Here is a 19242-nt window from a genome sequence, read left to right on the forward strand (position 1 = left end):
CATGCATGTACGGCGGCTCGGGCCGGATTCCGGGAACCGCGCTCCGGCCCGCCCGGTCCGCTCGTCAGGGGGCGGTGACAGGCAGGCGCGCGCACCGGCGGCACACGCGTGCGGACGTGGCGACACGCGCGTGGAGGGCGATGACGATCAGACAGGCGGCCGCGGTCAGGGGCCAGTCACCGGCGATCACGGCGGCTGCGACGAGCGTCAGGGCGCTCAGTCCGAGGGCGACCGCCGCGGCGGTTCCCGTCCAGGCGACCACGAGAGGCAGTCGTTGCGGGAGGCGCAGCCGGCGGCCCAGCGAGCCAGTGGCGGAGAGGAACACGGCCGCGGGCAGTGCGGTGAGGGCCGAGAGGCCGCCGAGATGCGCGACGGCCACCTGGAGCGAGCCGGGCAGTCCGTGACCCTTCACGCGGGTGGAGAGCTCGACCAGGGACCAGCACACCAGCAGGCACGGGACGATCAGCATGACGGTACGTGCGGTGTGACGGGCCTGAGTGACGGTCAGTTCGTACTGGAAGCTGGGGGCCAGTTCGGCCACGGTGCCGAACTCGCGGATCGCCCGGCGGGCCGCCTCCCGGCCGGGTTCGGCATCGGGCGACAGTTCCCGCGCGGCATCCAGGAGGCCTTCGCGCAGTTCGTCCACCATCCGGGCCTTGAGCCGGGCCGGGCCGTGCAGTCTCGCCGCCAGGTCCGCGAGGTGGGTCTCGACGGGGTCGCCGGCCGGAGGCTCCGACGCCTTCACGTGGCGTATCCGGGGGCGGGGGCGGGTTCCAGGACCGAGCCGATCGCCGCGGTGAACTCCCGCCACAGGGTCCGTTCGGTCGCCAGGCTGCGCCGTCCGGCGTCGGTGAGCCGGTAGCAGCGCCGGCGGCGTTCACCCACCGACTCCCAGACACTGCTCAGCAGCCCGATCCGCTCAAGCCGGTTGAGGGTGGGGTAGATCGTGCCCTTGCGCAGCTCCAGCACACCGCCGCTGCGCTCCTGGACCGCGGCGATGATCGCGTAGCCGTGCAGGGGGCCCGATTCCAGTACGGACAGCAGCAGTCCGTCCAGGTGGCCGCGTACCGCATCCGTCTTCATAGTCAGGCAGCCTACCTAAACGAGGTCACGGCGTGCTACTTATAGGTTGGAAGCCAATCCATTGGCAGCAAATCCATGAAGGGACCCTTGTGACCAAGGTGCTGCTCTCGCTGCATGTGCTGGCCGCGATCCTGACGATCGGACCGATCACCGTCGCAGCCTCGATGTTCCCGCGCTACGCAAGGCAGTCGGCAGGCGGTGACGCGCGGGAGTCCGACGGCGGGACAGCCGCGTTCCTGCACAGGCTCTGCCGCGGGTACGCGGTCGTCGGCATCGCCGTCCCGGTCCTGGGCGTCGCCACCGGGGCCCGGATGGGCGTCCTGGCCGACGCCTGGCTCCTGACCTCGATCGCGCTCACGGCTGCCGCCGGGGCACTGCTGATCACGGTGGTCCTGCCCGGACAGGCCCGGCTGCTCGGTCAACCCGCGGAGGCCGCACCGGAGCTGCGCCCGGCGGCGGCGCGCCTCTCCATGACCACGGGAATGTTCAACCTGCTGTGGGCCGCCGTCGTCGTGCTGATGATCGTTCGCCCCGGCTCCACGACGGGAGCCTGACCGGTATGCGCACTCTGCGTTTCGCGGCCGCGGTCGAAGCCTCGTCCCTCGCGCTCCTGCTGCTCAACCTGTTCACCGTGCACACCGGAATGATCACGTCGCTCGGCGGCCTGCTCCACGGCACGGCCTACCTCACCGTCATCGTCACCGTCTTCCTCGCTCCTGCCCCCACTCCGCCGGGAGCCAAGGGGTGCGCCTTCCTTCCCGGCATCGGAGGACTGCTCGCCCTGCGCCTGCTGGGGCGGCGGTCCCTCGTCCCGCCCGGGACGAGGGACGACACCACCGACGGACAGGCCCGCGGAGAACTGGCGGAAGGCACCTGACGGACACGACCCCTCGCGAGGCGGCACATCACCCGGTGACCCGGCCGATGTGCTCAGCAGCCGCCGCGATGGGTGACATGCCCACCGACAGTCGTGAGGCGGACCGGCGCCTCGGCGATCTCGTCCGCGGTCGCGGTGACCGGGTCCACGCCGAAGGCCGTGAGGTCGGCCCTCAGCCCCGGGGCGATACGCCCGCCCTCCTCCCCGGCGGCGAGCGCCGCGTGTGAGGTGCAGCCTTCCAGGGCCATCAGGCCGGTGAGCCCCCGCCGGGAGCCCGCGGCACCCTGCGGGGCCTGCGCCATGGACAGGACCCGGCGGACGTCGTAGTGCGCGATCGGCCAGTCCGAACCCAGGGCGAGCACCGCGCCGGCGTCCCGCAGGTCGCGGATGCGCCACGCACGGGACGCCCGGTCGGAGCCGAGACGCCTGGACCACTCGTCCGCGTGATCGCCCCGGGTGTAGGCGGTGTGGGGCGGCTGCATGGAGGCGGCGACACCGAGCGCCGCGAACCGGGGGATCGTGTCGTCGGGCACCGTCTCGATGTGTTCGATCCGGTGCCTGCCCGCGCCGCCCGCGCCGAGGGACTCGACGGTGTCCAGGACATGCCGGACGGCCGCGTCACCGATGGCGTGGGTGGCGGTTCCGACACCGGCCGCGTGCAGGTACCGCACGGCGTCGGAGTACGCGCGGGGATCGGGCCAGAAGGCGTCCGTGCCCTGCCCGTGGCAGTCGGCGTGCTCCAGCCAGGCGGTGCCGCCCTCCACGGTGCCGTCCATGAAGAACTTGACCCCGCCGACCCGCCAGTGCCGCCCGGCCTCCCGCTGGAGGGCGATCAGTTCGTCCAGACCGTCCTTGCCCGTACCGGGCATGCACCAGGGCGCGAGACGCAGCCGCAGCGGCAGGACCGCCTCGTCCTCCACCGACGCGAGCAGTTCGGGCACGTCGCCGTGCCCCATGTCCATGACGTGTGCGCCGGTCAGTCCGGTGGCCGCCATCTGCGACAGCAGCGCGAGCAGCCCGGTGCGGCGCTCACCGAAGGAAGGGCGGGGGACGGCGGCGAGCATCAGGTCCATCGCGGCGTGCTCGATCAGGTGACCGGTGGGGCGGCCGTCCGCGTCGCAGACGATCTCGGCGCGCTGGTCGAAGGAGCGCGGCCCGGTGATCCCCGCCGCGCCCAGGGCGGCCGCGCTCGCCAGGGCGGAGTGTCCGTCGTAGAAGCGGATGAACGCGGGAGCGCCGCCGAGTTCGTCCTCGACCAGGTCGCGGTCGATCCGGCGGCCTCCGAACACGTTGTGGTCGAGCCCCCAGGCGATGACCCAGCCGTCGGTCCGTGGGGCATCGCGCAGGGCTTTCCGGAGTTCTTCGAGTGTCCTCACACCCGACAGGTCGGTGCCGGTCGCCATCTCGAGTCCCCACACGGGGTGGCTGTGCGCGTCGACCAGGCCGGGCACGAGCGTGGCTCCGGTGAGGTCGATGCGCTCCGTACCTGGTCCGCTCCATTCGCGGACGATGTCCTCGGTGCCGCCGACGGCCGCGATCAGTCCGTCCCGGACGGCCACGGCCGCCGCCTCCGGCAGGGCGGGATCGAGGGTGCGGACATGGGCGCCGGTGAGGAGAAGGTCGGCTGCGGGCATGGGGGTGAACTCCGTTCGGGGTGCGTCCGGGACGCGGGAAGGGGAGGTGGCGAGTCAGGCCGCAACGGGCCCGGTGTGGCCGGCTTCGGTAGCGGCCGGCTCCGCCGCGAAGTCCTCGAAGACGTCGGGCTTGCTGCGCCGCAGTCGCCACGCGAGCGCCAGGCCGAGGACGAAGACGGCGGGCGCGACGGACACCAGGACGCTGTTGACCAGCGAGGACGCGCCGGTGAACAGGTCGAGGTGGGTGCAGACGAGCACGATCGCCACGCTCAGGAGGACGGACGCCACCACGGGGGCGACGACCGTGCGCAGCACACCCTCCTGGTGGGTGATGCGGCGGAAGTAGAACGGTACGGCGATCGCGGCGAGGAGCTGGAGCACCATGAGGCCGACCATCCCGGGGGTGTTCACCCACAGCAGCAGCTGGGCGTACGGGTCGGCGCCCGCGGCCCAGAAGGCGAGCACGACGACCGCGCCGAGCACGGTCTGCGCGATGCCTGCGGCGTACGGCGATCCGTGCCGGGCGTGGACGCGTCCGAAGACCTGCGGCACGACGCCTTCCTCCGCGAGTGCGAGCCCGTAGCGGTTGATCGCGTTGTGGAAGGCGAGGAGCGAGGCGAGGACGCTGGTCACGATGAGGATGTGCATCAGGTCGGCCGCCCAGCCGCCGACGAAGGTGGTGATGGCGGAGAAGAAGAGCCCGGCCGGGTCGCTCCCCGCCGCGGCCACGACTCCGGCGTCACCGAAGGCCTGGATCACGATCCAGACGGTGAACGCGTAGAACAGTCCGAGGAAGGCGACCGCGATGTACGTCGCCCGGCGTACGGTGCGCCCGGGATCGCGGGCCTCGCGGCGGTAGATGACGGTCGACTCGAATCCGGTGAACGCGGCGAACGCGAAGGCGAGCACTGCGGCGGTGCCGGGAACGAACACGTTGCCCGGTGCGAAGGACGCCGCGGACAGGCCGTGCGCGCCTCCTTCGAGCAGCACCCCGCCCGCGAGCAGGACGAGAATGCCGGTCTCGGCGCAGAGCAGGACCCCGAGGAGCTTCGCCCCGAAGTCGATGGACCGGAAGCCGCCGTACCAGATGAGCACGAGCCCGGCCAGGGACACCGGAAGCCACGGGATGTCGATCCCGAACAGCGCACGGAGGGTGTCCTGCGTGGCCGTCCCGAGCAGCCCGTAGACGCCGATCTCCATTCCGTTGTAGCCGACCATGGCCAGCAGGGCGGCGCCTATGCCCACCGAGCGGCCGAGGCCGCGGGTGATGAAGGCGTAGAAGGCGCCGGCGCTGCGTACGTGGCGGCTCATGGTGGTGAAGCCGACGGCGAAGACGGCGAGCGTCAGCCCCGCGACCAGATAGCCGACCGGCGCGCCGATGCCGCCCAGCGCGATGGCGAACGGGGCGACGCCTGCCATGACGGTGAGCGGGGCGGCGGCGGAGACGACGAAGAAGGCGATGTCGGCGGTACCGAGCGTCCCGGCGCGCAAGGTGGGACCGGCGACCGGGCCGGGGCCGGTGGGCAGCTGGGTCTGCGCTGGGGTTGCGGGCATGCGGAAGGAGCCCTTCTGGCGGCGGGGAACGGGATCCCGGAGGCAGGGCCCCGGGGGCCGGAAGCAAACCTAAAGGCTTTCGGTTTCGGCAATGTAGCCTTCCTCCGGGCATACGGGAAGACCTGGGATTCGGGAGAGCGCGATGGGACGGCCGAGCAAGCCGCTGCTGGACAGGGAGCGGATCACCACGACCGCGCTCGAACTCGTCGACGCGGAGGGCGATTTCAGCGTTCCGAAGATCGCGAAGCGGCTCGGGGTCCAGACGGGGTCCGTGTATCACCATGTGGATGGCCGGGACGGCATCGTGGAGCTTCTGCGCGAGCGGGTGGCCGTCGCGATCGATCCGGCTCCGCTCACGGCCGGAGCACTGTCGTGGGACCGGAGGATGGCGGACTGGGCCCGTTCCTACCGGTCGGCCTTCGCCGCCCACCCGAAGGCGATCCCCCTGCTCACCATGTCACCCGTGCGAGCGCCGCGGGTCCTGGAGCAGTACGACCTGGCGGCCTGCCTCCTCCTGGAGGCGGGCTTCCCCCTGCCGGACGTGATGCTGGTGATCATCGGCCTGGAGAACGTCGTGCTGGGCTCGGCTCTGGACATGGCGGCGCCGGAGACGATGTGGGAGCTGACCGAGGAGTCGGCGACGCCGCACCTTGCCGCGGCCCTGGCAGCGATGAACAGGGGACGCGCCGACGCGGCCTTCGAACTGGCCCTGACCGGATTCCTGTCCCACGCCCGTTCCATGCTGCTGCCCCAGGCGGTCTCTGACCGGTGAGGACGAGGGAGTGAGCGCGTCACCGGGGAAGGGCTGCCGTTCCCTGCCCGGTGAACGATCGGCGCCCCCGGCGGCCGTGGCCGGCGGCGTGCGCACTCCCCCGCCCAGCCGTCGGCCTACGAGCGGCCGTCGAGGACCTCCCGCAGTCGATGCGCGAACTCGTCGGGCTTCCCCGGATATCCGTACTCGCCGTCGAGGAACCCTCCGTGGTGGCTCGGGAACACGGCCACCCGCCGGCCGAGCAGCTCAGCGGTGGCGACGGAAGTACGTCCGGTCAGCACGTTCTCGGACTCCTCACCCACAGCGATCACCACGCGGGCCGGCGCGGCGGTGATCGCGTCGGCATCCGGCCGATAGCTGCTGATCGCCCACGACCGATCGGACAGCAGTGGATCGTCACGTGAGCCGTCGTCCTCCGTGGGCATCCCGAACGCCGCGGGATCGGCCGGCGGCTGTGCGAAGTACGCGTCGGTGAACTCCCCCTCCCACGAGGTCATGGCCACGAACCCGGCCATCCCGGCCCCCCATCCCCGCTTCTCGTACGCCTCCAGGACCCCGGCCCGCGCCCGTACCGCAGCGGGGCCGTCCGGCGTGAGCGTGATGAGCGGCGGCTCGTGCGCGACCAGCGTGGCCACGTCCGCGGGATACGTGGCCACGACCGCGAGCGCGGTGACCGCTCCGCCACTGCTCGCGAACATGTCGACCGGTCCGGCACCGAGCGCCTCGATGACGGCGTGCACGTCGTCGGCCTGGATCTGCGGCGTCTGGTCGTCCCGCCCGTCCTTGCGTGTGCTGCGGCCGAGCCCGCGCGGGTCATAGGTGGCAACGGTCCGCTCGGGAAAGCGGGCCGCCAGCGCGGCGAAACCGGCGGCGTCCATGGGCTGTCCGATCATCAACAACGGCGGGCGCCCGTCCGTCGTCGGCAGCGGCCCGCGAACGTCGTAGACGAGGTCCGCGCCGGCTGTCTCAAGCGTGTGAGTCTCCATACGTGTGCAGACCGGTCCCGCGCCGGAAACTCATCGGCGCGCGGCCGGGCTCACGGCATGGGCGTGAATTCCGGCAGGGTGAGGGCCGAGTGAGCGGGTCGCCCCTTCGACGCGGGCATGGCACCGAGGTTGCGCAGCCGCTCGTTACGCTGCTCCAGCGCCGGGGCCGTGGTGGGGAAGAGGGCGGCGTCACCCTCGCCGACCAGCCCCTGGTTCATGGTCACGAACTCACGGGTGTGGCGCTCGTAGGCGGCGAAGCCCGCGGCATGGTCCCGGTCGGCCAGGGAACCGGCGAGCATGTACGCGCCGACGAGCGCGAGGCTGGTGCCCTGACCGGTGAGGAACGACGGTGCGTACGCGGCGTCGCCCACCAGCGCGACCCGGCCGCTCGACCAGCGGGGCATACGGATCTGGACAGCCGCGTCGAAGAAGACGTCATCCGCGTCACGCATGGCGGCCAGCAGGACCGGAACCTCCCATCCCGCGCCGGCGAAGGCCTCGACGAGCAGCTTCCGTTGGACTTCCGGACTCCGGAACGCACCGACCGGCGCTCCCGGGTGGGCGAAGTTCAGGAAGGCGTGCACCACGTCGTCGTCCTCCACCGCGTAGAGGGCCGCGGCCCGGCCCGGGGTGTTCCACATCATGACCTCGTGGGAGAGACCCAGGGTGTTGCGCATGGTGAACACGGCGAAGCAGTAGCCGAGATATTGGTGGAACCGCTCCTCGGGGCCGAAGAGGAGCTCGCGTGTGCGGGAGTGCAGGCCGTCCGCACCGATCACCATGTCGAAGGTGCGCCGGCCGCCCCCGCGGAAGGTGACATCGACCGCATGGGCGGACTGGTCGAGGGCATCGACGGACTCGTTGAACAAGAACTCCACGTCGTCGCGGACCGCCGCGTGGAGGACACCGGTCAGATCCCCGCGCCGCACTTCGAGATCCTGTCCCTCGACACCGCCGGCGACGGTGTGCGGGCTGAGCGAGGCCACTTCGCTGCCGTCGACGTCCAGGAAGGTCAGACGGCGCGAGTCGATGTGCGCGTCCCGCAGCTGCGGCAGGATGCCCATCCTCCGGACAACGCCGAGTGCGGTGCCGCGCACGTCGACCGGATAACCACCGGCCCGAAGTGTGCCTGCCTTCTCGACCACCGTCACCGCGTATCCGTAGCGGGTCAGCCAGAACGCGAGGGCGGCTCCCGCGATACCGGCGCCGGATATCAGCACCGTGCGCTTGCGTGCGGGACGGACACTGCTCAACAGGTCGGTGCGGGTCATGCGTTGACTCCTTTGTCCATGGTACGGGCGACGATCAGGGACAGCGCGGTGACGGCGCCCGCGATGACGAAGCCGGTGGCGAAAGCCGATTCGGCCGGGACGTCCGAGCCGGAAGGGGTGCCTGCCGTGAGGAGCGCACCTGCGACCTGCGCACCCACGGCGTAGCCGAGCACGCGCGTCACCAGGACCAGTCCGGTGGCGATGCCCGTGTCACCCCGGTCGACGGATGTCGCGGTGCCGGTCACCATCGCCGTCACGCACAGGCCGTTGGCCAGCGCGATCAGCGCCTTGCCGATGACGAGGTGCCAGACCTGGGTGTGGACGGCCGCCAGGGCCACCAGGGCGGAGGCCATGACGACCGTCCCCGCGACGACCACGGCCCGCGAGCCGAAGCGCCGCGCTCCGAGCCCGCCGATCGGCCCGGCCAGTGACGCGGCCACGGCGCCCGGCAGCAGGAAGAAGCCGATCTCGGTGGCGCCGGCCCCGAATCCGTACGTGTCGGCGGACACCGCGAACAGTTGCGGAACGAGGTAGACCGCCACCGAGGTGCCGACGCAGAGCATGAACGTCAGCACACACGACTTCCACATGGCGGGCCGTGCCAGCATGCGCGGATCGACCATCGGCGATTCCGCACGCCGCTCGACGGCGGTCCATCCGGCCACAAAGGCCACGAGCAGCACGACGAGGGCACCCAGTACGAGCGGCTGCGAGCCGATGTCCGGTGCCTTCGCGAGGACGAGCATGAGCGTGACCAGCATCCCGCTCAGGAGAGCCAGGCCGGGCCAGTCGATACGGGCGTCGTCCGAGCGGCCCGGCGGGTCGTGCGGCATCAGCCTGTTCACCAGCACGGTGGATCCGATGACCGCGAACGTCGGCAGGGCGAACATCCAGTGACGGGACAGACCTTCCGCCACGGGCCCGGCCGACAGCGTTCCCGCCATCCCGCCTCCGACGAACAGTCCGCTGACCGTCCCGATCGCCACCTTCGACTCCCCCGCGGGGAGGTGACGGCGCACCAGGATGAACGACAGGGGCAGCGCGCCCACCATCGCCCCCTGCAGAATCTGGCCGAGCAGCAGCACCGGCAGGTTCGGCGCCAGAGCGGACACCAGGCCACCGGCCGAGACCACCGCCATCAGCCGGATCAGCACCCGCCTCCCCCCGTAGCGGTCGCCGAGCTTGCCCGCGATCGGGGTGACGAGCGCGCCGGTGATGAGGAGCACGATGCTGAGCAACGCCCCTTCGGCGGGGCTCATGCCGAGCTCGCGCTGCAGAAGCGGAAGCGTCGGCGTCACCACCGACTCCAGGGCACCGGTGGCGACCGCCAGCGTGCCGAGGGCCGCGACAGCGCCCTTGCCGATGGGAATCGAGGGAGCCGTCGCGGGAGCCGGTGCGGAAGTCACGGGCGTCCCTTCCGCGATGCGCGGAAGGCGGTGCCGTACGGCCGGGGTCCCGGCATCCATCGCGTGCCGCTGCGTAGCCTCATGTTCCGCCCTCTCCCGATGCTCGTCCTGACGGGTGGAGCGTGCGGGGAGGGCTGCGCGCGGGGCGTCATACCGGGGAGCCAATGTGGAGGTGCTACCGCGGTACGGGGCGGAGGAAGGATCCCGGAGAGCGAAAGGGACGTGCCTCTACGGGAGTTGCTCGAACACGTGGACATCGGACAGCGCGAGGACGAAGCACTGCTCGGTGCTGCGCCGGCACATCGCCGGGGCAGCACCGAGGTGCGTAGAGGGCCTGTCTACGGCTGGTCGGCGAACTGCGGGTCCGTCTTCTGGTTGTAGATCTCCTTGCCGGACGCGTTGTAGGCATGGACGTAGGCGTTGGGACCTGCGGAATGCGGCTTCGGGTGGTCGGCGGAGACGGCCGCCGCGTAGACGAACGCGCCGCCTGCCATGACCGCCGGGTACTGCTTGGGGTTGTCGTCGTAGCTGACGGTGATCTTTGCGATGCCGGATGTGTAGTGTCCGGCGCCCAGCACGAGGCCCTGCTTCTGGCCCGGGGTCGGGCCGAAGGAGTCGAAGTACCCGATCGTGCGACCGGTGCCCCACAGGCGGTTGTTGATGAACGTGGGCGGGTGGTCCTGGCTGCTGCCCTTGTCGCCCTTCGACTGGCACTGCACGTACTGACCGGCCGAGTCGACGGCGACGACCACGCCGTCCCAGTCCTTCGTGGCGACGGGGGTGCGGACCGCGACCACCGAGTGGAATCGCGAGGCGTCAGAGCCCAGGCACGAGGCCAGGATCCTGGCGGCGGTCCCGGCGTCGATCGGGGTCGTCTTCCCGCTGGTGACGGTGTACGTGTCCGGGGCGGAGCTCTCGCGAGTCTGCGCTGCCTTCGGGCTCGGCGACGAGGCGGCTCTCGTCGGGTTCCCGGCGGGACCGGCGAGATGCGGAGTGGCGTCCCCCGTTCCGCTGAGGACGGTGACGGCCGTGACGCTCATCGCGACGACGCCGGTGGCGACGGCGAGCGGTACCCCCCACCTGCGTTGCACCGAACCACGTTCGTTCTCTGAGTCGATCTTCATCAGGAGCTCCTCTCGGGTCCGCCGGTGGTTCGGCAGATCACGATCGGAAGGAGCCGCAGGAATGCCCTGATTGTGATTCATCGTGCGACCTCTTCCGCGTTGACGGGATTCCTGGAACTGAATGACGCGGGAGCCGCAGCTCTGTCGACGAGGTCGGCCCCCAGCCTCCGCCGGGCCCTGTGCAGTCTGGACTTCACGGTCCCGACCGCCACCCCCAGCGTTGCCGCGGCCGCCTGTTGATCCAGGCCCGACCACATGCACAGCTCGACGACTTCGCGTTCGTGGCGCGGCAGCCGAGCCAGCGCCCGGTGGATCTCCGACATGCGAAGCTCGTCGTCGACCCGGCCGGCGACGCGGTCCGCGTGGTCGCCGACCGGCTCGTCGTGCGAGACGAGCCGGCGCAGGAGTGCCTCGGCCCGTCTCAGCCGCCGCCAGGTGTTCGACAGCAGGCGATCGGCGATGCCCAGCAGCCACGGCAAGGCCGATTCGCGGTCCAGCACCGTCTCCGACCGCCGACGCCAGGCATGCAGGAACACGGTCGATGTGAGGTCCTCGGCCTCCGCCCAGTCGGCCGTGCGCCGGAACAGGTGGTTGTAGACGGCTTTCCCGTGGCGGTCGAATATCCGGCCGAACGCCTCACGGTCGCCGTCGACGGCCCTCGCCCAGAGCTCTCGGTCAGAAACCCCTCCGACCGGGACGGCGGGACCAGCGTCATTCAGTTCCATGCTCTGTTCGTGTCCGGCAACCGGCCGAAGGTTCCCACTGAGTCAGCTCCGCTTCGACGGACCGATACATACGTCGCTTCCCCCCGAGGGAATGCTCCTTCACACGGAATGTACCGGGCTGCCGGTGACAGCCGAACAGGCGGCCGGGGGAGGAGGAGGTCCTAGATGCGCAGCGCCCCGGTGAACGGTTGGTGGCCCACACCCTCCTCCGTGATCGCCAGCCACCCGTGGCCGCTCATGGAAGTGTGCTCGCCGACCCCGGTCGGGTCGAGGGAAAGCTCGCCGGCGGCACTGTCGACGCTGGATGCCTGGGTGGCGTTCGCCGCCTGGCCGTCTTCGGGGTCGAAGTCCGGGTCCGCGCTGAGAGGTTCCTCCCAGTCCAGCGGCTCTCCCCGCCACTCCGGGTCCCCGTAGCGCCAGTAGCTGCGCCGCACCTCGCCGTCGACGGCGAGGGACCAGACCATCGAATCGCTGTGGTCGTCCTGGAAGAAGAACTGCGCCTGCCCGCAGGCGGCACTGATTCTGCCGAGCAGACCGTCGACGTCCCAGTGCATCTCCCACAGCGGTGTGTCGGCGTAGACCAGCCGCCAGCCATCCAGTTCCGGGGTGACGAACACGCGGTACACCGCCCGCTCCGCACCCTCGGAGTCCGCCACGAGGGCAACGTCGTTCTCCATCGCGGCCAGGCCCATCGCGACGGTGCACGGCCTTCTGTCGTGCAGCCCCATGGCCGCGAAGAGACCCTCGTACGTCGCGCCGGGGACAGCCAGCCAGCGGTACTCGGGGAGGCTCTCCGGGATGTCCTGGGTCGTCTTGATCCGCACCAGCCGCTCCAGGACGTGCAGGTCCCGCTCGCCGATCTCGGCCTCGCCGCCGATGAGGGCCAGTGCGTTCAGTGCGTGTCTCCGCAGACGGGCGGGACCGTCACGGCGGACGCCCCGCAGCTCCGGGCCCGCCTGCCTGCCGATGGCGCGGACTGTCTTCTCGGCCTGGTAACGCGTGTAGCTGTCGGCGTCGGCGAGGAACGGGATGACATCCATCACGGCAGTGGCGGCGGACCCGCCGAGGTTCTGCAGACCCCACAGTGCCTGCTGCCGTATCTCCTTCATGGGATGCGACAGCGCGGACACGTACTGCGGCAGGCACCGCTCGTCGAAACCGCGCAGCACATGCCCCAGCTCCCACCAGTCGGGCACCTTCTCCGCCCTGGCGCGTGCGGCAATAGCGGCATCGAGGGCGGCGGGGCCGATGAGGTGCAGGGCGTCCCGCAGACCCCACATCGCCTGACGGCTCACCGTGCCCAGCGCGGCGACCAGCCCGGGCGCGGCAGCAGCACCGGGCTCGGCCAGGCCGCGTACGATTCGCGCCGTCAACTCCTTGTCACCAGTCGCCAGTTCCAACTCTGCGATCAGCTCACCTTGATCCATGCAGATGACGATAGAGCAGGCCGGTGACCGAATCCCCGCCGAGTGATCCGAAGGCGAACTCCTGGCCGCACTCGGCAGGGAGTCAATGGCTGCGGTAGCGGCCGGGGGCTCGCCGACGAGAGCGGCGAAGGCCTTGACGAAGCCGGACAGGGCCAGGGAGTAGCAGCCGAGCATCAGCCCGGCGCGGTAGGTCTCCTCGGCAAACCGGTCCCGCCGCACGTCTCGACCGCCTGGGAACCTTCGCAGGCATCACCGCATTCGCGGGTCCGGATCAGAGACGGGCGGCGTTCACATGCCCGGCGTCAGAGCTGGTTGATCGGGCGCATCGCCAGGCCCTCGGTGCCGGCCCAGCCGTTCACCCGTGCCGCGTCGTCGTAGGAGACGGACGAGAGGCCGTCGGGCAGGTCGAAGACGAGCGTTCCGTTGAGTTCGGTGCCCTCTCCGGCGACCAGGGTGGCGGTGAACCGGTCGGACTGCTCGTACTCCGCCTCCCCGCCCTCGTCATTGCCGAAGACGTACAGGCCTGCGTAGGCCTTGCCGTCCCCTTCGACGACGACGGGCTCCGTGTCCGGCTCTTCGAGCGTCTGGACGACGGCGGCGTCGTTGCCCGCCCCGAGCCGCACCTGCGGGGCCTCGTTGAGGACGCACGGCTTCTTGTTTCCGTTGGTCACCGTCAGCAGGAAGTGGCGGGGGGTCTCCCCGGCCGCGTCCTGCAGCTCGACCGCGGTGTTGAGGTCGGTGACCTTGCAGTCCTGGTACTTGGTGCCGTTGCCCCCGCTGGTTTCGCCGCTGTCCCCGGTCGTCTCGCCGGTCGAGCCACCACTACCGGATTCGGCGGTGCCGGAGTCGCCCGACGACCCGGGGCTCTTCGACGTGTTCTCTCCGACCGAAGCGGAGGCCGACGGCCCGGCGTTGTCCTCGCCCCCGGAGGGCTGGCATGCGGTAGTCCCCAGAAGGGCCGCGACCGCGGCAGCACCCAGGAGGGCGCCGCGCAGGCCCTGACGCATGGATCCGACTCTCACTGTGTTCGAGTGCATTGTGTGTTCCCACTCCCCCGAGACCAGCCCTTGGGGCCGGTCGATGCCTCAAGCTCTACACAGCCATTCTGGTTGTCTCCCCTCAGTCGGCCACCCCGGATCCCAGTCTGTTACAGCCCTCGGACGAACTGATGCCCCGGCGTGACGATGTCGCGGCGGCACGACTCTCGCCGGCCGGCTCCCGGAGAGCGGGAGGACCGGCTGCGGATCAAGTGCACGGGCTGTCGAACGGGAGAAGCCATGCAGGTGACTTCGGCCTGATCAACCGTGTGGCGCGGCAGGCGCGCGCACGAGCCCGCGCAAGCTGACCGGGCCAAGGGCATCCCGACGTGTCCCCGCGACACGTCGGGTCCCGATCACCCTTCGTCCACCACCTCGAAAGGCACTTCCATGCGCTCTGTCTCCTCCGTACTGACCGCGGCCGCCGCTCTCGCCATCGTCCTGGGCGGTGCGTCAGCCGCCAGCGCCGATGTGAACGTGACCGTCCCGGAGGGCAGCTCCTACACGATCGTCTTCGGCGACTGGACCCAGTTCGCCGCCGACGACGTCTTCAACGCCGGGCACGACAACACGGTCGGCTCGAACGACTGATCCTCAGCCCTCGGATCATCGACCGGCTCAGCCGTTCCGACGGGCGGAAGCCCACGAGGTCCGCCCGTCAGGAACGCACCGCTTGACGGCACGTCACAGCCCTTCGAACGTTCCGGAATTGATGCACGGAATCGAAGAGGTTCAGTGCTCGCAGAGGGAGAACTCGCGTTCGTAGAGCTGTTCGTTGTGTTCGTCGACGAAGAACTTGCGTTCCTGCATGAGTTGTTCGCGATACGCCTTCGCCTGTTCAAGCGTCATGGTCGAGGTGTCGGACCACGGTTGCTGCGGTGGCACATCCGAGGTCGAGACGATCCTTTCCGACGGATCGATCAGGAAGAACGCGAGAATCTTTCGGTGTCCCGGCCGAGTCGGATCCGTGAGGCGGAATGAGTCGACACGGTGCTGCAGGATGTTCGGGAACGCGAGGCAGCGGCCCGCTGGGGTCGATACCGATCCCAGCATCTGGTTCAGCGCGTCCTCGTCCTCCAGGCCGTAGACGTCACGCAGACCGTTGTCGTCGTTCTGTTCGTAGTCCGGATCGTCGAGGGCCGCACGGAAACCCAGCCGGCTCTCGGTGATGTTCTCGCTGTCCCAGTAGTAGATTCCGGTCGAGACGATCCGCTCGTTCATCATCCCCTCGACATGCCAGGAACCGCCGTCGTACCCGGGATTCTCCGGGGTGAGATGAATCGTGGCGAGCTTGACGATGACCTGGAGACGGCGGCCGCGCAGGTCGACCCGGGCCGATTCATCGGGCAGCGCGGGCGGGGCGAAGGCCGGGGCGTCCGGGACGACCGGCCGACGGTTCTCCCACCAGTCGTCCTGGGCCGCTTCCCATACGCGGACAGCCTCCGCGTAGGCCTCGTCATCGCTGAAGGCGGACTTGTCCGGATGCACCGGCTCCGAGTCGTACCAACCGAAGGGATCGGCCTCGATCCGCAGAGGCCGCGGATGGCGGAGATCGGTGAGTACGTTCTCCAGCAGCGGGCGCATGCGCGCGAACAGGTCCGGCAGGACGGAGGCCAGTTCGCGATGGGTCTCGGGATGAACGTTGTTGACGTACGAACGGAAGACGGCGTCGCCGTCGTCACTGATGTCGACGTCCGTGGGCAGCCACTGGAACTTCTCCGAGAACTCGTACTTGGAGTAGCGGTTCGTCGGGTTCCGCCAAGCACGTTCGGGCGCGCCGCTCACTTCGTTCACCAGACAGAACAGTGAGGGATGAACCAGATCCAGTACCTGACCGTCGGATCCGGGATGCCAGTCCTTCTCCGCTTCGGGGACCTGTTCCAGAACCCGAACCGCCTCGCGAAGCCGGGATTCGAGTGTGCCGTCGATCAGTGTGTCCGACTGCCACACCCCGTCGACAGTGGACACCTCGACACCGGTTCGTCCGTCCCGCAGCGCGGCGTAGTGCGGAAGTTCATCGAGGACGTAACCGACCTGCGCTTCGGTGAGCCCCTGGGCGATCGCCTCCCCCGTCCATTTGGCGACGATTCCGGCGTCCTTCATCTTGTCGACCCACCCCGGCTTCGCCCGGATGTGTGCGCTGCACCGCATCATCTGGATTTCCCGCAGTGTCCGGGGAGTCGCGAACGATATGGAACGGGACGTGTGAAAGGGCAGCGGGAAAGCAGACAGGCCAGTCAATTCTCTGGTCCTCCCAGTCGAGTGCGGTGGCCGGAAGGATACTTCAGGGGACTGACACCTCAGCCGCACACCTGGGGGGGGCGTGCTTGTCCCGGAGGCCTGCTGGTCCCGCTGAGCGACGGGCCGTTGTCTATCGCTGTGACCGCATAGGTTCGCCGGGTTGGTCGTCGTGGCGGTTGGATGTGCGGTGACGTCCGATCCGACCGCTGGTTCAACGAGATCGGCCTGCCCTGCCTGGACCCTCGGTGGGCGGGAGGCCGTCCCGCCTGCTCAGCCATGACGACGAGGACTTCGTCGTCCAGACGGCCACCACCCGCCCCACCAGTCTCGGCTGGGCAGACCCGGAGCCCCGAACGGGGCCGGTTCAGGAAAGGACGGCGCCTGAGGAGAACGACTCAGGAGGCGGACGGCTCGATCTCCCCCGCGAAGACGATGACCTGGTCGATGAGGCTCCGCCGCAGATGGACGACGTCCGTTCCCGCCAGGCGGGGGCCTCCGTCCGGCGTCGTGAAGACCCACTGGTACCGGGCCCACTCGTCCGGCATGTCCACCGCCGAACAGCGCACCATCGTGCCGGTCCCCGCGGGGTGGCGCCGGATGTCCAGCACGAACCGCTCGACCGCCTCGATCCCCTCACTGCGGCCCAACGGTCCCCAGAAGACCACGTCCGAGGTTAGGGCCTGGGAGAGCAGCGCAGTCACATAGCTGTCGTCCGAGGCGTTGAACGCGGAGATGAACGTGTCGATCGCGGATCGCGCGGTTTCTTCCTGCATGCACCAGTAATACCAGTCACCTCGCGGACCGCGCCCGTCCCGTGAACCGTCTCCTCACCACGGTGAACCATCCCGGTCACAGCACTAGCGGCGCGCCAGCAGCACTCCGCCGAGCCTGTTCGCGGCCGACGTGAGCGTGGGGTGGGTCTCGACGGTGAAGCCGGCCTCCTCGATCCACGCGGCGACCTGGCTCGGCCGGCGACGGCGTACGTAGGACTCCGGCCAGCGGCCCCTGCTCTCCTGCGCATCGGGGGACGCGGCCTCCCCGGTATGGAAGCCCACCAGCAGCAGACCACCGGGCCGCAGCACGCGGCGGAAGCCGGCCAGGACCGCGCCGATCGCCTCGTCGGGGACGTGAATGATCGAGTACCAGGCGACCAGGGCAGCCAACGCGCCTTCCGCAAGGCCGAGTTGTGTCATCGACCCCACCTCGAAGTGCACACCCGGATGCTCACGCCGTGCCACCTCGATCATCCGGGGCGACAGATCGATTCCGAAGGCATCCACACCGAGGTCCCTCAGGTGGGCGGTGATCCTCCCGGGCCCGCACCCCACGTCCGCGACCGGTCCGCCGCCCTGTGCCCGCACCCGCTCGGCGAACAGCGCCATGGCATCCTGCTCGGCCGGCAGTTCGGCCAGGAGGTTGCGCACCTCGTCCGCGTAGCTGGTGGCGTCGGCATCGTAGGACGCCCTGGTGTCCGTCAACCACTGCGGTGCCTCTGGGTCTTCGCGTCCGGTGCTCACGCCCGCAGGTTAGCCCGGCAGCCGGTCGCCGGGACCGGCTTGCACAGCCATCGGCGCGCCCGTCACACGGCCGCCGGCATCCGGGGCCCGAGGCCTGGGGTCGCGTCCAAGCCCTTGACCTGGACCTGGGCCGGCGACGAGGTCGCCGCCTCCTCCCGGTCAGCTCCGGTTCGGGCCGTCAGGACGACCGGGTACAGTGCGCGCGCAGACAGTCCGGCTAGTTGAGGAGGGGAAGCGTGACCGACACCAGTGAGGCGCGATCCTCGGACGGTGCGGCGCAGGCGGCCGAGCAGAGTCGACTGCGGCGCCTGATGCGCTACATCCCGTTGATCGCCCCCGTCCTGCTGTGGGCCGTGCCCTGCTGGGTGCTGCTGCACGCCGGCCAGCACTGGCCGCTCCCCGTGGCGCTGGGCGGCACCGCCCTGTTCGTTCTCGGTCTGATCATCATGCCGCTCGCGATGATGCGCGGTCACGGCCGGCGGCAGCAGGACTGGGCAGCGATCATCGGAGACACCCTCCTCGGGACCAGCTGGGTGCTGTTCACCTGGTCCGTGCTGCTCGGCGTCGTGCTGCGACTCGCGCTGACCGTGGCCGGCGTCGGCGACGGACAGAGCCGGGCCCGGATCGTCACATGGGCGGTCCTCGGCGTGGCCGCCGTGCTGCTCGCCTGGGGGTACGCCGAAGCCCGCCGGGTGCCGCGGGTGCGCCGGCTCGACGTGGAGCTCCCGCGACTGGGGGCCGGGCTGGACGGCACCCGCGTCGCCCTCATCACCGACACCCACTACGGTCCGCTGGACCGCGCCCGCTGGTCGGAGCGGGTCTGCGAGAAGGTCAACACCCTGGAGGCCGACCTGGTCTGCCACACCGGGGACATCGCGGACGGCACGGCCGAACGCCGCCGCGCCCAGGCCGCTCCGCTCGGCACCGTGCAAGCCACCCGGGCCCGCGTCTACGTCACCGGGAACCACGAGTACTACAGCGAGGCCCAGGGCTGGGTCGACCTGATGGACGAACTGGGCTGGGAGCCACTGCGCAACCGTCACCTGCTGCTCGAACGCGGCGGCGACACCCTGGTGGTCGCCGGTGTGGACGACGTCACCGCCGAGTCCTCAGGCCTGGCCGGCCACCGCGCCCACCTCGCCGGAGCCCTGGACGGAGCCGACCCCGACCTGCCCGTCCTGCTCCTGGCCCACCAGCCCAAGTTCATCGACCGGGCAGCAGCGAGCGGCATCGACCTCCAGCTCTCGGGTCACACCCACGGCGGCCAGATCTGGCCCTTCCACCACCTTGTCCGCCTCGACCAGCCGGCCCTGGCAGGGCTCAGCCACCACGGGACCCGCACCCTCCTCTACACCAGCCGCGGGACCGGTTTCTGGGGTCCGCCGTTCCGCGTCTTCGCCCCCAGCGAGATCACCCTGCTCGTCCTCCGTTCCCCGCAGGGGCCTCCCGCCTCCTGACGCGGAACGCACGGCGGGGCTGCCGACGCCGTCCGCCGGCAGGTCAGGACCGGCCCGCGGACGGCGCCGGGCCTTCGAACCGCCACGCCGTGGGCGGTTCATCCCCTACTAGTCAGCCGTGGCGCCGCTCG

The 19242-nt window shown here is 70.2% G+C and carries 19 protein-coding genes and 1 pseudogene; 6 read left to right on the forward strand and 14 right to left on the reverse strand.

Features of this window, described 5'->3' with window-relative positions; all coding sequences use genetic code 11:
• Positions 1-64: 64 nt before the first annotated feature.
• Complete coding sequence (locus tag OG408_RS01870; RefSeq protein WP_326667734.1) at positions 65-745, reverse strand: permease prefix domain 1-containing protein; 681 nt, start codon at positions 743-745, stop codon at positions 65-67.
• Positions 742-1083, reverse strand: a complete 342-nt coding sequence (locus tag OG408_RS01875; protein WP_326667736.1) for a PadR family transcriptional regulator — start codon at positions 1081-1083, stop codon at positions 742-744. The genes OG408_RS01870 and OG408_RS01875 overlap by 4 nt, the downstream gene beginning before the upstream one ends.
• Positions 1084-1172: 89 nt before the next feature.
• Here OG408_RS01875 and OG408_RS01880 point away from each other — a divergent pair, with 89 nt between their 5' ends.
• Together OG408_RS01880 and OG408_RS01885 are read left to right on the forward strand one after the other, a co-directional pair.
• The gene (locus OG408_RS01880) at positions 1173-1637 is read left to right on the forward strand and encodes a hypothetical protein (protein WP_285563936.1); all 465 of its coding nucleotides are present in this window, start codon (positions 1173-1175) and stop codon (positions 1635-1637) included.
• A gap of 5 nt (positions 1638-1642) precedes the next feature.
• On the forward strand, positions 1643-1960 hold the full coding sequence (locus tag OG408_RS01885) for a DUF3817 domain-containing protein (RefSeq protein WP_285563937.1): 318 nt from the start codon (positions 1643-1645) through the stop codon (positions 1958-1960).
• A gap of 53 nt (positions 1961-2013) precedes the next feature.
• Here OG408_RS01885 and OG408_RS01890 read toward each other — a convergent pair whose 3' ends face one another.
• The gene (locus OG408_RS01890; protein ID WP_326667739.1) at positions 2014-3594 is read right to left on the reverse strand and encodes an amidohydrolase; all 1581 of its coding nucleotides are present in this window, start codon (positions 3592-3594) and stop codon (positions 2014-2016) included.
• Positions 3595-3648: 54 nt separating this feature from the next.
• Positions 3649-5148 carry an APC family permease gene (locus OG408_RS01895; RefSeq protein WP_326667740.1) on the reverse strand — a complete coding sequence of 500 codons (1500 nt, stop codon included), beginning with the start codon at positions 5146-5148 and terminating at the stop codon, positions 3649-3651.
• A gap of 142 nt (positions 5149-5290) precedes the next feature.
• Between OG408_RS01895 and OG408_RS01900 the strand changes: the two genes are divergently transcribed.
• Positions 5291-5920, forward strand: coding sequence for a TetR/AcrR family transcriptional regulator C-terminal domain-containing protein (locus tag OG408_RS01900; protein ID WP_285563940.1), 630 nt, complete (start codon positions 5291-5293; stop codon positions 5918-5920).
• Positions 5921-6036: 116 nt separating this feature from the next.
• Here OG408_RS01900 and OG408_RS01905 read toward each other — a convergent pair whose 3' ends face one another.
• From OG408_RS01905 to OG408_RS01935, 7 genes are all read right to left on the reverse strand, one after another.
• Positions 6037-6906, reverse strand: a complete 870-nt coding sequence (locus OG408_RS01905) for an alpha/beta fold hydrolase (protein WP_285563941.1) — start codon at positions 6904-6906, stop codon at positions 6037-6039.
• Positions 6907-6956: 50 nt separating this feature from the next.
• Positions 6957-8177 carry an FAD-dependent monooxygenase gene (locus tag OG408_RS01910; protein ID WP_326667743.1) on the reverse strand — a complete coding sequence of 407 codons (1221 nt, stop codon included), beginning with the start codon at positions 8175-8177 and terminating at the stop codon, positions 6957-6959.
• Positions 8174-9583, reverse strand: coding sequence for an MFS transporter (locus OG408_RS01915; RefSeq protein ID WP_326667744.1), 1410 nt, complete (start codon positions 9581-9583; stop codon positions 8174-8176). The genes OG408_RS01910 and OG408_RS01915 overlap by 4 nt, the downstream gene beginning before the upstream one ends.
• A gap of 338 nt (positions 9584-9921) precedes the next feature.
• Positions 9922-10707 carry a hypothetical protein gene (locus tag OG408_RS01920; RefSeq protein ID WP_285563944.1) on the reverse strand — a complete coding sequence of 262 codons (786 nt, stop codon included), beginning with the start codon at positions 10705-10707 and terminating at the stop codon, positions 9922-9924.
• A gap of 77 nt (positions 10708-10784) precedes the next feature.
• Positions 10785-11432, reverse strand: a complete 648-nt coding sequence (locus OG408_RS01925) for an RNA polymerase sigma factor (protein ID WP_285563945.1) — start codon at positions 11430-11432, stop codon at positions 10785-10787.
• A 161-nt stretch (positions 11433-11593) separates the two neighbouring features.
• Positions 11594-12859 (reverse strand): HEAT repeat domain-containing protein, encoded by a 1266-nt coding sequence (locus OG408_RS01930; RefSeq protein WP_326667746.1) that lies wholly within the window; start codon positions 12857-12859, stop codon positions 11594-11596.
• A 302-nt stretch (positions 12860-13161) separates the two neighbouring features.
• Positions 13162-13866, reverse strand: a complete 705-nt coding sequence (locus OG408_RS01935) for a DUF4232 domain-containing protein (RefSeq protein WP_326667748.1) — start codon at positions 13864-13866, stop codon at positions 13162-13164.
• A gap of 420 nt (positions 13867-14286) precedes the next feature.
• Here OG408_RS01935 and OG408_RS01940 point away from each other — a divergent pair, with 420 nt between their 5' ends.
• Positions 14287-14487, forward strand: coding sequence for a hypothetical protein (locus OG408_RS01940; protein WP_266787573.1), 201 nt, complete (start codon positions 14287-14289; stop codon positions 14485-14487).
• Positions 14488-14628: 141 nt separating this feature from the next.
• Here the strand turns inward: OG408_RS01940 and OG408_RS01945 are convergent, their stop codons facing one another.
• Positions 14629-16206, reverse strand: coding sequence for a DUF4246 domain-containing protein (locus tag OG408_RS01945; RefSeq protein ID WP_326674448.1), 1578 nt, complete (start codon positions 16204-16206; stop codon positions 14629-14631).
• Between the two features lie 141 nt (positions 16207-16347).
• Between OG408_RS01945 and OG408_RS01950 the strand changes: the two are divergent.
• Positions 16348-16469 (forward strand): annotated as a pseudogene (locus OG408_RS01950) (helix-turn-helix domain-containing protein); the annotation flags it as partial.
• Positions 16470-16532: 63 nt separating this feature from the next.
• Here OG408_RS01950 and OG408_RS01955 read toward each other — a convergent pair.
• The gene (locus tag OG408_RS01955) at positions 16533-16910 is read right to left on the reverse strand and encodes a nuclear transport factor 2 family protein (RefSeq protein WP_024757633.1); all 378 of its coding nucleotides are present in this window, start codon (positions 16908-16910) and stop codon (positions 16533-16535) included.
• Between the two features lie 84 nt (positions 16911-16994).
• Entirely contained in the window at positions 16995-17654 is a 660-nt protein-coding gene (locus OG408_RS01960; protein ID WP_326667752.1) for a class I SAM-dependent DNA methyltransferase, read from the reverse strand.
• A gap of 236 nt (positions 17655-17890) precedes the next feature.
• Between OG408_RS01960 and OG408_RS01965 the strand changes: the two genes are divergently transcribed.
• On the forward strand, positions 17891-19111 hold the full coding sequence (locus tag OG408_RS01965) for a metallophosphoesterase (protein WP_326667754.1): 1221 nt from the start codon (positions 17891-17893) through the stop codon (positions 19109-19111).
• Positions 19112-19242: the final 131 nt, after the last annotated feature.

Origin of the sequence: Streptomyces sp. NBC_01257, from assembly GCF_035917255.1 — a bacterium.
Lineage (GTDB): Bacteria > Actinomycetota > Actinomycetes > Streptomycetales > Streptomycetaceae > Streptomyces.

What these genes read in the sequence shown, in the direction of transcription:
- OG408_RS01920 (WP_285563944.1), bottom strand. Translation starts at nt 10,707, where the DNA reads ATGAAGATCGACTCAGAGAACGAACGTGGTTCGGTGCAACGCAGGTGG.
- OG408_RS01875 (WP_326667736.1), bottom strand. Translation starts at nt 1,083, where the DNA reads ATGAAGACGGATGCGGTACGCGGCCACCTGGACGGACTGCTGCTGTCC.
- OG408_RS01910 (WP_326667743.1), bottom strand. Translation starts at nt 8,177, where the DNA reads ATGACCCGCACCGACCTGTTGAGCAGTGTCCGTCCCGCACGCAAGCGC.
- OG408_RS01930 (WP_326667746.1), bottom strand. Translation starts at nt 12,859, where the DNA reads ATGGATCAAGGTGAGCTGATCGCAGAGTTGGAACTGGCGACTGGTGAC.
- OG408_RS01900 (WP_285563940.1), top strand. Translation starts at nt 5,291, where the DNA reads ATGGGACGGCCGAGCAAGCCGCTGCTGGACAGGGAGCGGATCACCACG.
- OG408_RS01895 (WP_326667740.1), bottom strand. Translation starts at nt 5,148, where the DNA reads ATGCCCGCAACCCCAGCGCAGACCCAGCTGCCCACCGGCCCCGGCCCG.
- OG408_RS01935 (WP_326667748.1), bottom strand. Translation starts at nt 13,866, where the DNA reads ATGCGTCAGGGCCTGCGCGGCGCCCTCCTGGGTGCTGCCGCGGTCGCG.
- OG408_RS01905 (WP_285563941.1), bottom strand. Translation starts at nt 6,906, where the DNA reads ATGGAGACTCACACGCTTGAGACAGCCGGCGCGGACCTCGTCTACGAC.
- OG408_RS01925 (WP_285563945.1), bottom strand. Translation starts at nt 11,432, where the DNA reads ATGGAACTGAATGACGCTGGTCCCGCCGTCCCGGTCGGAGGGGTTTCT.
- OG408_RS01890 (WP_326667739.1), bottom strand. Translation starts at nt 3,594, where the DNA reads ATGCCCGCAGCCGACCTTCTCCTCACCGGCGCCCATGTCCGCACCCTC.
- OG408_RS01955 (WP_024757633.1), bottom strand. Translation starts at nt 16,910, where the DNA reads ATGCAGGAAGAAACCGCGCGATCCGCGATCGACACGTTCATCTCCGCG.
- OG408_RS01940 (WP_266787573.1), top strand. Translation starts at nt 14,287, where the DNA reads ATGCGCTCTGTCTCCTCCGTACTGACCGCGGCCGCCGCTCTCGCCATC.
- OG408_RS01885 (WP_285563937.1), top strand. Translation starts at nt 1,643, where the DNA reads ATGCGCACTCTGCGTTTCGCGGCCGCGGTCGAAGCCTCGTCCCTCGCG.